The sequence below is a fragment of the Methylobacterium aquaticum genome (assembly GCF_001043915.1).
GTDB classification, from domain to species: domain Bacteria; phylum Pseudomonadota; class Alphaproteobacteria; order Rhizobiales; family Beijerinckiaceae; genus Methylobacterium; species Methylobacterium aquaticum.
In genome coordinates, this window is the sequence record NZ_LABX01000360.1 from 1 (window position 1) to 10,743 (window position 10,743).

Here is a 10,743-nt window from a genome sequence, read left to right on the forward strand (position 1 = left end):
TTCCCTCGGGAGACCATGCAGGTGCCAGGAAAGGACTCCTGTGCTGGCCTCCTGAAGGCTGTAGGTCCGTGGCCTGCCGATCCCTTGAGCGACCGGCAGGAAAGGTTCCAATTCGCGCCATTCGTCGGGCGTCAGATCACTCGGATATCTCTGGTTGCGGCGATCGTACCGCGGTCTGTTCTCTTTGGTCCAAGCCACGGCCGAGCCATCAAGCCATTCCCGACGTGCTGCCATTCCGCATAACCTTGAAATATACTGATGTCACCCTTTCCGAACGGACTCTGAGACCGCATCGGCGGCGCGTCAGCTTAATCCGGCTGTACGGCTGGGCTGCTGGCAGAGTGGGGGCGGCTAGTCCGCGCCAGCGCGTATGTTGGTGGCAAGTCGGTGGGCATCGTCTTGTGAGGTGCCCCGACACGTCGTGCGCGCCGGGGAAAGAGTAGTGATAGATGCGGTCGGTTACGGTGGCCTGCTTACAGCAGCCAAAGGGTGGTCAGGCAGCGATGTCCGACGCCGACGTTGTAGTGCGAGCGCGGTGCGACCCGTGAGGCGTACGAACCGCCGTGCCGCCGTTTGATCGTGAGGCCTTGCCCGCAGGGCCGCGAGCTTTAGTCAGTACTGCAGCGACGGCAGCGTGACGGTGTGAGCGGTCGATGCGGCGACCGCCGCCGCTGCGGCGAGGTCGAGTTCGCCGTCGACGAGCCAGAAGTCGGTGTAACGTCGATGAAGGGCGCGGGCGTGGTCTGGGAGGCCTGCGGTCGCTATGGCCGCGAATGCGTGCTCGAGCGTCGTGGGCACGAACGGTATCGGGCCAACTTGGGGATCCGCAAGGTGGCGCTGGTAGGTCGTTGCTGCGGTGTGCGCGGACTGATTGTGGGTGGGGGCGATGAAGGCCAGGGTCGCCGTGTCCGCGAGGCCGGCCGTGAGTATCGCGCTCGCGAGGCAGTGCTGGCGGTAGAATTGCTGACAGGTGGCGCTCGTCAGCGACGGGTCGTGTGGGTCCACGAACAGGCCAGGGGTGGCGTGCGCGATCTGCGTGTGCCGCGGATGGGGTGGGGGCGCGGGCTCGTGGCCGGGCTCGCTGTACTTGATCTCGATGCAGATCAGGCCGCGTGCGCCGGTCGCATCCCGGCCGCGCAGGATGACGTCGTACGCGGTGCGGTCGGCCGTGAAGCGCGGGTTGCCGCGCCCCGGCGAGTGCTCGAACAGCACGTCCGTGACCTCAGTCAGCGTCCCCGGCAGGAGCTCTGTGACGAAGCGGGTAGCCAGTGCGGAGTCGCGGGCGAGCGGGCCGAACAGGTTGAAGGCAAGTGGCTGGGAGGACAGCAGATTCGTCTTGAGGCGGTCGATGTCGTAGGCCGCGCCTGGCTCACGATAGGCGAGCGCTCGGGTGACTACCGGGACGATGTCTGGATGAAGGAAGTTGGCGCCGAGCGCGCCGGCCGCGGTCGAGATGCGTGAGCCGAGGCGCCGGGGGCGGTACGGCTCGCGGCGGTTGATGTGGGTGCCGATCGCGAGGCCGCGGTCCTCGCGCCAGAGCGCTTGGAGGAAACGGGCGGCGGCCTTGAAGCGGTGGTCGGCGGGGACGAAGACGCGGTGTCGGCGGCGGGCGGCCTCGGGGATGAGAGGCACGCGGTCGATGGGGCCGAGGCCGCTGGGGTCGAGAACGGCGCGGGCGGCCGCTGCCAGGGTTTCGGGGTCGTCGGCGGCGGCCGGCAAGGAGGCACTGATGGCCATCGGGGTGGTCCTGGGTCACTGCCGCGGGGGTGCGGCTGGACCGGGGTTCCCGGAAAGGGCAGCGGAGTGAACGACGAAAGGAACGGCGCGGCCTGGCTCCCTAAAACGCTGGCGGTGCGCGGGGGCGTGGTCGGTCTGTGCGTCGGCTTAGTCGCCGGTCGAGGTGCCGGTCTGCCAGGGGGCGGTTGCGGCCGTCGTCGTCCACATCGGAGGCGGTACGGCAGGCATGCCGGCGGGTGTCGGGTAGGGGTCGTGGGCGCAGGTACTGCATCACCGCCACCGCCTGGCCGGATGCCTGCGCCTCGTCCCTGGCCTGGCTGATGTTTCCGCGAAGATAGCGGGTCCAACAGCCCGGGCGCACTCACTGCCGTGCGTCAAAGCGCCGTCGCCCCTTCCTAGATGCGCCCGCAGCGGAACTCGGATCTCGGCCGGAAGCCGGACCTTCAGCCTTGCGCCCATCTCCGCTATTCGTTGGCCCTCGGCATCTCCGAAGCGGATATCGGCTCAAGCTTGAGCACAGGTCCGAGTCGCGCCAATCCTGGACGTTTGCCCGGGACTGGCGCCGTAGCCGCGTATCGCAGTTCCCCCTCCACGCGGACTGGACGATCCACCACTCCGCTTGGCATAGTTTGAGGCGAACGGCAGAGCTTTGCGACATGGCGGCGATCCCGAACCTCTACCTCAAGTGGCGATCGTTCCGCGAATTGGTCGGCACGCCCCGATCCGACGCTGAGATCGGGAACGACCTGTTCGGGGAGGGAAAGGACGGCCCTCAGAAGTTCTCAAAGCTCCTCTATGGTGACTATGCGTGCTCCCTGGAGATCGGCGAGGAGTTGGCCGGCTTCATGAACCGGCGGATCGAAGGTGTGCGTCAGGCGCGGGGCCTGCCGACGCTCAACCGGGCGCCCTTCCGGGCGGCGGACCTCGACGTGTCGCTGCACGTCTTCCTGCGGCACCTGATTCAGACCGCGGCCCTGGAGGACGACGAAGCCCTCGATCGCACCCAGGAGGCTCTGCTTGCCGAACTCGCTCCGGGAGCCGGTCTCCGCGGGCCGATCCGGCTCGTGGTCGAGCGGCTGTCCCTGGAGCGGGCCTTTGCCCCGTTCCGTCGCTCCGGGGGCGATGGTCCGGTCGTGTTCCAGGTCGGCAAGCACAAGGGAAGTCTGGCGGTTCTGGGGGCGACCGCTGCGCCTGCGCTGGCATACACCTTCGTGGCCCGCGACCCGCGTCCGACCGGTCACCGGAGCTGGGAGATCAACTGGAACGAGGCCGTGTTCTGGCTTCCCTCGCCGTCGCGACCTGAACTGGTGGACGGGGCGCTTCTCCTGATGCCGCCCGCTCCGGTCAGCCCGGAACCGGGCCGCTTCCTCGTCACCACCGTCCTGGTCTGGGAGGAGGCTGCCCGGGCCCAACTCGATCCGCGCGGCGAGAGCGCCCCGTCGGCCGACCTCGACGAGGCCGAGACGAGCCGCTTCCTGACCAACCTGCGCCGGCTCCAGAAGCGGCGCCCGGCGGCCGTGACCGTGCTGAGCGCCGAATACAGCGTCATCCTGTAGGCGCTCCCGAGGGCCCCGCCGGCGCGGCGTTCCGTGGCTGGCCGGTCTCGCCCCGATCGCGCCTGTAGGCGACGTGGACCGGCAGGCGCATGCCGAGCGTCGCGTCGCCGACCGTCTGCCCCTCCCAGACGGCGACCTGCTCCGGCCGGTCTCTCACCGCCCTGTAGACGATGACCGAGAAGCCGTGCCCCTCCCACGCGGCGTCGCGGACGAGCCGGATCTCCACGACGTCGCTCCATGGAATCGTGAAGACGTGGCCCCGCGGCCACCGGCAGGTGATTCCCGTCGCGTCGAGGCGGGTCACCGACACACCCGAGCGCAAGTCCGGCTGCGCCAGCAGGTGACTGAGCTGCGCCCGTTTCCGAAGAGCCCCGAAGGCGACGAAAGCTCCCACCATCGGGGCGGAGGCCGGCAGGCAGATGACGATGCGCCACAGATCACGGGCGGAAGCGAGTGTGCCACCGAGCCTGGACGGGAGCGAGGCGTCGGGCTGCACCAGGGCGGTGTAGGCCGACGCCAGGAAGGGGAGGACGAGATCGGTGATCGCCCAGACGAGCGCCGTCAGGCAGAGCCAGATCCCCAGCAGCGCGCCCACGAGGCTGCCGGCCATCCCGAGCCGCAGGAGCCAGAGGCGCGGGGGCGGCCACAGGGCCTCGCCCCCCACCGCCTCCGCGCCAGGTTCCGGCCCGGACGACCCTGGCGGCTCGGCCTTCGGCCGTACCTTGATGCGGAAGGCGCGTGCCGGTTCCGGGCTCGCCCCGGCCTCGCGATCGATCTTGTCTCCCGTCATTCCCGCCCCCAGGAGCACAGCACCTCGTTCACGCGGCACGCCTCCGCCCTCTCGCTCCGGCAATAGGCGAGCGCCTTGCCCTGCGCCGCCAGGATCGCGGCGCGCCGGTTCGGGCCGTCGCCCCAGAAGACGCCGTGGCCTTGCCGCCCGCGTCCGTCCGCGTAGGCGAGGCAGCCGTCCTCGACGGTCGCGGGCCTCGCGCAGGGCCGGCCGGCGGCCTTGCGGCACTCGATGGAGGCCTGCCGCCGCGCCTCAAGGGGATCGGCGAAGTTCCAGGCGAAACCCGCCTTGCCCGTCGCGAAATCGACCGCCATCGCCGCGAAGGCACCGCCCCGCCGGGTGGGGGCGCTCGGGCGTCCGCCGCTGCCGCCCTGCCAACGCCATGCATTGGAGGTGCAGGTCCATTCGCAGTCGCTCCGCTTGGCTTCGCAGATCGACTGCGCTGCCGGATCGTTCGAGAAGCAGGCTTGGTTGCACGAGGACCGACAGGCGAAGAGGCTGCCGGCGCTCAGGTCCTGCGCCGCGGCCGTCCCCGCCGCGAGGCAGGATGCCAGCGCGACGGCCAGGACGGTGGGACGGGGTTCAGAGGACATGCGTCGTCTCCCGGCTGGCGAGGTTCGGTTGCGGGGCGGCCTTGTCCGGCCACGCCGCGACGGCAGGGGTGCTCTCCACCCCAGGCGGCCGGGCGTGTGGACGGGAGCGCGGTGGGACGGGTGGCGTCCAGGGCCATCGGCACGGCCGAGGAGCGCCGCCGGCACGGCCAGGGAGGGCCGCGGCGATCCGGGGCACAAGTCGCGTCATGGCACCCCGAACTCCCGGCCGATCTGCTCCACGAGCGCGCGCAGGGCTGGGCTCAGGCGGTCCTTGAGTCCTGCGAGGCGGGTGCGCTGCGCGTCCCAGGAGTCGTCGTCCGCCTTGGCGGGGGCCAGGGTGAGGATCGCCCAGATCGCGGCGTTGGGGAGATCCTGGGGCAGGCCCGCGAGTCCCCGCTCGCAGGCGACGCTGAGCGTGAGGCGGCCGAACGTGTAGCCGTCCGCCGCGGCGTCCATCCCCGCGACCAACAGCCGGTCATAGGGCCCACGGAACGCCGGATTCCCGGCGAGAGCCGGAGAGAGCCGCTCGTCGATACCCGGCGCGCGCCGCTCGCCGATGGCGCGGTAGGCGGCGATCAGGGTGGGCATATCCCGCTTCTCCCGGGCCTCGGCGAAGGTCTGGACCAGGCGTGCGGCCGGCTTCGGGTCGAGGCCGTGCTGCCGGAGGACGGGTTCGGCCCTGTCCGGATCCTGGATCGCCGCATTCTCCAGAAGCCGGCCGATGGCGGCCACGTCGAGGCCGGCCATGCGGGCGAGATCGGCGTCGTTCGCGAGGTCGAGGATCGCGTTGCTGTTGCCCATCTCCGCGGCGACACGCATCCATGTGGCCGCCGTGGCCCTGTCCGGGCCGGACGGAGCCCCGATCAGCGCGAGAGCGAGGCCGTAGGCGGCACGGGAGGGGGGGCGATCCACCTCGGGGCGGGGCGCCTTCAGCACCGCCGTGAAGAGCGTGCGAGCGGACGCGAAATCCTTCTTCGACAGCGCGTGGAATCCGCGGTCGGTCGCGAGCGCGAGGCGCAGGGTCCGCGACAGGTGGAGTTGGCTCTCGGCGAAGGGCAGCGGCGACAGAGCCTCCAGAGCCGGGTCGACATCGGCCGGGTCCAGCGGCGCGAGGGCGGCCCGCAGGGCATTCATCCGGGCCGGGTCCACGGCGAGGAAGCCGGCGACCGCCCGCTCGGCCTCGGCGCGGGAGGCGGGCCCGGACGCCTCTTGCGGCTGCGCCGCCACGCGCCCGCCCGTGGGCGGGCCGCCACGGGGTGCGTCACCACCCTGGCGGACGCCCTCGGGGACACGGGAGGGACCGCGCTCCGGGTCCCGCTTCACGGCCGGCGGACCGGCACAGGCCGGTATGCGTGCGCTCTCCGCGATCCGGCAGTCGATCGGGGGCGACCGGACCCACGCGAGGGCGAGCCAGCCGCCGCCGAGACAGGCGAGCGCCGCCGCCGCGGCGACCCGTCCGCGCCATCCGGGCCGCGGCTTCGGGACGTCCTGCCGGTCCTGCGCCTCCTGCCGGACCGGGTCCGCGGTCACGGGCGTCGTCGGTGCCGCGGCGGCCTGAACCGGCGCGGCGCCGCAGACCGGGCAGGATGCGTGCGCGGTGGCGTCGTAGGGGTGCCCGTCCAGACAACGGACCATCCGCCGGTTCATGGCCGCAGGCCTCCCTTCATGCGCGACAGGAGTGCGATGGCCTCCACCATCGGCAGGCGGCCGACGGCCGCGAGGCCGTAGCCCACCCGCATCGGCGCGAGCTCCGAGAGGCCCTTGGCCTCCATCAGGTGGAGCAGGCGCGTCAGGTCCGGCTGCGGCGGGGGCGGGCCGTTCGCCGCCGCGCGCGCCCGCTCGACCAGCGCGAGCCAGTCGAGCCCCTGCTCGGCCGTGAGCGCCCCTGCGGCGATGCCCCGTTCGAGGTCCGCCGCGAAGCCGCGAGGGACCTTCAGCGCCGCCGCCCGCGCCGCGAAGGAGCCGGCGGCCGGGCCGATGCCGGCGCGGCGCAGGCGCTCCTCGCGCTCCTCCGGCGACCACCAGTTCCGGGCGGCGCGCTCCACGAACGCCGCGGCCAGAGCCGGTGGGGCGCCGGACGCGGCCAGACGCGCGCCGATCTCGGCCAGCGCGTCCGTGGCGGGAGCGTTGCCGGTGGCGACGGGGCGATCCGGAACGGCCGCGACGAGGTCGACCCAGCGGCCCAGATCCGCCTCGGTGAGCGTGCCGCGGCGGAGGCGGTCGCCCAGCTCCTCGGCGATGCGGCCGGCGATCTCGCCCTGCCGCGCCCATCCGGTGGGCGCCAGCGACAGGCGCCCGCGTACGATCGCGGTGAGCGTGGCCGCCAACAGGTCTCGGGCCCGGGGATCGGAGCCGCCGCAGGCGGGGATGCCGCAGGGCGCCTCCGCGAGCCGCTCGGCGAACCACCGGCTCTGCTCCGGCGTCACCCGAACCGCTTCGAGCCCCGCCTCCGTCAACCGCATGAGGCCGAGCAGGACGACGGGCTGCGCGGGTTCGATGGTGGTCACGAACCCGACGGACTTGCCCCCGCCATGGATCTCGCCCTCGACCCGACAGCCGGCCTGCGCCACGCTCGGCCCGTCGGAGGCGGCTCCGCCGGGGGCGACGGGGTTCAGGACGTTGGTGGACAGGACGAGGGCGTCCCCGACCTGGACCGTCTGCCCGATCCAGGTCGCGACGACCGCACGTCCGTCCGCGCTCGGATTGACCGTCAGGGTCTCCTCCGGCGCGCCGGCCCGCAGGAAGCCCCGGTAGCCTGGCGAGCCGTCGATGGGGATCACCGGCTCCGGCCGGCCGGGCACGCGGGCGGATTGCCGGGCTAGGTTCGGATAGATCGCCAGGGTGCCGCAGCCCGCGTAGCGGAAATGCGCGTAGACCGTGCGGCGGGCGGCGAGCGCGCGGTTCTCGCGCGTCAGCGCCTCGATCCGGGCTTGGAGCGCCTGGGCGTCCTGTCCGCGCAGGCGCTCGACCTCGGCCCGGAGGGACGCCACCTCGGCCCCGAGCCGATCGCGCTCGGCCTCCGCCACCTGGACCCGGGCCCGCGCCGCCTCGGCCTCGGCCTGGAGGCGCGCCCGCTCGCCCTCGACCCGCCGCAGCTGGGAGTTCGCTTGATCGAGCCGCGTCTGGAGCCGGGAGACATCCTGCTCGGCCTGCGCGAGCTTGGCGACCGCCACGTCGATCTGCGCCTGGAGCCGGTCGAGATCCTCCCGTGTATAATCCCCCGATTTCAGTCTGCGGCCCGCGGCCTCGAGGTCGCCGCGTACGCTGCCGAGGGACGCGTGCACGATCCGGGCCACCTGCTCGGCGGTGAAGTCCGGGACGTAGTACTTCATCCCGAACACCATCAGGATGAGGAAGGCGCCCATCGCCTTCGTCATCACCGCCATCAAGGCGATCTCGCTGGTCTCCGTCTGCCGCCGCCTGCGCCGCATCATGGCCGGGCCGCCGGGCTGTCGTGGTCGATATAGACGCGGTTGATCAGGTTCCTCAGGCAATACTGCCCGGCGGCGTTGAGGGCGCGCTCCTCCTGCTCCTGCACCGCGTGCTGCACGAAGGCGAGCACCGCGCTCGCCACCAGGGCCACCAGCGTCGTGTAGAACGATACCGAGAGGCCGCCGACTACCTTGGCGAGGTCCATGTTGGCCGGGTCGATGAGGTGGAGCGCCAGCGACAGGCCGATGACCGTGCCGAGGAAGCCGATCGTCGGGATCAGCCACGCCATGTAGCGCAGCATCTGGTAGCGCAGGTCGACCTGGTCGCCCATCAGGGCGAGGGCGTTGGTGAGCACGTTGATCGCCTGGTCCACGGAGCGGCTGGCCTGGAGCTGGAGGATCGTCAGGTCCATGAGCGCTGGCAGGAAACCGCTCTCGGAATCGTGCAGCTCCGCCACCCGGCGTCGGATCGGCCCCAGCTCGTGAAGCTGGAGCATCGCGTGCGGGTCCTCGGGCAGGAAGCCGGCGCGCAGGAAGGCGCGCTCCCGCCGGCCGGCCCGCCAGCGCCGGTAGAGGTCGCCCATCGCCCAGGCGAGCGCGAGGTAGATCAGGTTCTGGATGGTGAACGGATAGGGAAAGATGCTGTAGCGCTGCCGGTCGAGCAGCAGCGCCGCGACCGGCGAATCGGGCACCGTCAGCAGGGTCGTCGCGAGGATCGCCCCGACCGCGAGGCCGAGCGCGGTGAGGCGCACCGTCCAGATGCCCGGAACGGTGGGCCAGCGGAGGCTTCCGTTGGGATCTGTCCCTGGGCCCGGGCGGACGGCAGCATTCGCGTCGCTCATCGTCGTCAAGCCAAGTATTCGAATGGCCAAGCCAGATTGCGCGCGCTGCCGCGCGAAGTCGAGTCGTCCGACCGATGGCGAGTCGACGGGCGCACCGGATGGTCGCTGCGCGTGCCGGTCGCCTCGGGACGCACCGTCCAGCCGGCCTGCGGCGGGACGTCGACACAGGCGGCTTTCCGCCCGGTGGTCCGGATGCGCACGAGACAGCCGAGGACCGGCACGTCGCCGGGCCTTTCCCAGTGGCCCCAGGCGCTCCCCGCCGCGCGGTGCCGGACGGCGCGGGCGTGGAACCAGAACAGCTGGCGCCAGCGCAGGCCCGCCCTGCGCTTCAGGCGGGAGGGCGGCACGACCGGCCCCGGGGTGATCGCGACGCCGCGCTCCTCCCGGAACCGTCGGCGTCCCGCTGGCCCGGCGAACGCGACCACGAACCCGCCGCGGACGTGCAGCCGCCGCTCGTGGAACTGGACGATCGCCGTGCTGCGGGCGAGCCTCGCGGACGAGGGCAGCGGCAAAGGCGACGACGCGGGCCTCGCCTGCACGGACGGCGCGAGGCCGAGCGCGAGCGCCGCTCCCAGGCAGACATGCATCGGCGTGCCGACGCTTCGCCCCCTCGGGTTCCTGCGTCGTCGCGGATTTTCGTCGCGGAACCGGCGGCCACTCGTGCGAAATCCGCTGAGGCATCGAAGGGGCATGCAGGGGCTCCTCATTCGCTTCGGAGCCTGCCGGAACGGGACTGACGCGGCCATTGCGCGGCGTTGCTCCTACTTGCGGCCGGGATGGGCGTGGCGGGATGGGCTTGGATTGCGCCCTGCAAGAGCGTGCAACGCCGCGCAATTCCCTGCCGGGCGCCTGCGCGGCACTCTCCGGGACGCGGTTCGGATCGAGGCCGCGCGATCGGAAAGCCGTCCATGAGACCCGCCGTCATGCCTGCTCCGGCCCGATCCTCCCGGCTCCCCCGATGCGCGGCGGCGGCCCTGGCCGCCGCTCTGTCGGGTGAGGATGCGAAGGCTTGCCCGCTCTCGGCCGCGCGGCAGGCCCCCGTTGCCGCCTCGATCGCCCGGTCCTTCGGCTTCGCCCTTCGCCCGTTGCTGGGCACGGCGGTGCTGCGGACGGACATCGCTTACGCGACGCGGGCCGGCATGCCGGTGCGGGCCGCCGGGGACGGGCGCGTGACCGCCGTCGCGCCGTCCGGACGGGGTGGTTCCTTCGTCTCGATCGCGCAGGCCGAGGCCGTGCACCTGCGCTACGGACCGCTGGCGCCCCGCATCCGTGCCGGAGCCTGCGTGACGGCCGGAGACCGGCTTGGATCGACGCTGCGCCCGCCCTTGACGCTGCGGATGTGGCGGGCCGAGGGGTTCGCCGATCCGCTGCGGTGGCTTTCCGGCCGCCGACCCGGGGCCCCACCGACCGGGATGCAGGACGACACGCCCAACTGACGCGAGCCACCGAACTCGCGCCGTATCATCATGCCGAAACCCGGAGAGCGACGATGTGGACCCTGGACATCCGGCCTCTGACGCTGCTGTGCGGGGCCCGGCAGCCCCAGCCGGGCGGCGGCAGCGCGAACCTGCCGGCCTTCGGCCACTTCGCGCTGCCCGAGGGATGGCGGACCTGCGGGTTCCTGGGCCTCCCCTCGGGGCGCGGCCTGCCGGAGCGTGCCGGCCTGAACGGGGCGGTCTGGGCCGTGGTACGGATCGAGGCGGACGACGCGGTCGAGATCGTCGAGGAGGGCGGGGCCGTGGAGGCCCTGCGCTTCCACTCCGGTTTCGTGCTCTACCGCGGCGCGCGCCGCGG

10 protein-coding genes are annotated in these 10,743 nt (G+C 72.3%); 3 read left to right on the top strand and 7 right to left on the bottom strand.

All coding sequences use genetic code 11. The features are described 5' to 3' along the window. Positions 1 to 612: 612 nt before the first annotated feature. Positions 613 to 1,737: a PGN_0703 family putative restriction endonuclease gene (locus tag VP06_RS31875; RefSeq protein ID WP_197093337.1), complete on the bottom strand. Its 1,125-nt coding sequence runs from the start codon at positions 1,735 to 1,737 to the stop codon at positions 613 to 615. A 656-nt stretch (positions 1,738 to 2,393) separates the two neighbouring features. Here VP06_RS31875 and VP06_RS31880 point away from each other — a divergent pair. Beyond that, a complete protein-coding gene (locus VP06_RS31880; protein ID WP_048467840.1) occupies positions 2,394 to 3,293 on the top strand; it encodes a hypothetical protein in 900 nt (299 codons plus the stop codon). Here the strand turns inward: VP06_RS31880 and VP06_RS31885 are convergent. From VP06_RS31885 to VP06_RS36870, 6 genes are all read right to left on the bottom strand, one after another. Beyond that, complete coding sequence (locus VP06_RS31885) at positions 3,283 to 4,083, bottom strand: hypothetical protein (RefSeq protein ID WP_156295873.1); 801 nt, start codon at positions 4,081 to 4,083, stop codon at positions 3,283 to 3,285. The genes VP06_RS31880 and VP06_RS31885 overlap by 11 nt on opposite strands. Then, positions 4,080 to 4,676 (bottom strand): DUF4189 domain-containing protein, encoded by a 597-nt coding sequence (locus VP06_RS31890; RefSeq protein ID WP_048467842.1) that lies wholly within the window; start codon positions 4,674 to 4,676, stop codon positions 4,080 to 4,082. Before VP06_RS31890 ends, VP06_RS31885 begins: the two co-directional genes overlap by 4 nt. 204 nt (positions 4,677 to 4,880) lie before the next feature. Further along, positions 4,881 to 6,311 (bottom strand): hypothetical protein, encoded by a 1,431-nt coding sequence (locus VP06_RS31895; protein ID WP_156295874.1) that lies wholly within the window; start codon positions 6,309 to 6,311, stop codon positions 4,881 to 4,883. A gap of 8 nt (positions 6,312 to 6,319) precedes the next feature. Further along, complete coding sequence (locus VP06_RS36865; protein ID WP_048467844.1) at positions 6,320 to 8,110, bottom strand: hypothetical protein; 1,791 nt, start codon at positions 8,108 to 8,110, stop codon at positions 6,320 to 6,322. Further along, positions 8,107 to 8,859, bottom strand: coding sequence for a MotA/TolQ/ExbB proton channel family protein (locus VP06_RS31905; protein WP_197093338.1), 753 nt, complete (start codon positions 8,857 to 8,859; stop codon positions 8,107 to 8,109). Before VP06_RS31905 ends, VP06_RS36865 begins: the two co-directional genes overlap by 4 nt. Before the next feature lie 95 nt (positions 8,860 to 8,954). Then, positions 8,955 to 9,536: a hypothetical protein gene (locus tag VP06_RS36870; protein WP_048467845.1), complete on the bottom strand. Its 582-nt coding sequence runs from the start codon at positions 9,534 to 9,536 to the stop codon at positions 8,955 to 8,957. Positions 9,537 to 9,872: 336 nt separating this feature from the next. Between VP06_RS36870 and VP06_RS31915 the strand changes: the two genes are divergently transcribed. Beyond that, a complete protein-coding gene (locus VP06_RS31915; protein ID WP_048467846.1) occupies positions 9,873 to 10,385 on the top strand; it encodes a M23 family metallopeptidase in 513 nt (170 codons plus the stop codon). Between the two features lie 53 nt (positions 10,386 to 10,438). After that, the coding region (locus VP06_RS31920) for a hypothetical protein (protein ID WP_048467847.1) at positions 10,439 to 10,743 on the top strand (305 nt) is incomplete at its 3' end.

What these genes read in the sequence shown, in the direction of transcription:
- VP06_RS36870 (WP_048467845.1), bottom strand. Translation starts at nt 9,536, where the DNA reads ATGCATGTCTGCCTGGGAGCGGCGCTCGCGCTCGGCCTCGCGCCGTCC.
- VP06_RS31890 (WP_048467842.1), bottom strand. Translation starts at nt 4,676, where the DNA reads ATGTCCTCTGAACCCCGTCCCACCGTCCTGGCCGTCGCGCTGGCATCC.
- VP06_RS31880 (WP_048467840.1), top strand. Translation starts at nt 2,394, where the DNA reads ATGGCGGCGATCCCGAACCTCTACCTCAAGTGGCGATCGTTCCGCGAA.
- VP06_RS31915 (WP_048467846.1), top strand. Translation starts at nt 9,873, where the DNA reads ATGCCTGCTCCGGCCCGATCCTCCCGGCTCCCCCGATGCGCGGCGGCG.
- VP06_RS31885 (WP_156295873.1), bottom strand. Translation starts at nt 4,083, where the DNA reads ATGACGGGAGACAAGATCGATCGCGAGGCCGGGGCGAGCCCGGAACCG.
- VP06_RS31875 (WP_197093337.1), bottom strand. Translation starts at nt 1,737, where the DNA reads ATGGCCATCAGTGCCTCCTTGCCGGCCGCCGCCGACGACCCCGAAACC.
- VP06_RS36865 (WP_048467844.1), bottom strand. Translation starts at nt 8,110, where the DNA reads ATGATGCGGCGCAGGCGGCGGCAGACGGAGACCAGCGAGATCGCCTTG.
- VP06_RS31895 (WP_156295874.1), bottom strand. Translation starts at nt 6,311, where the DNA reads ATGGTCCGTTGTCTGGACGGGCACCCCTACGACGCCACCGCGCACGCA.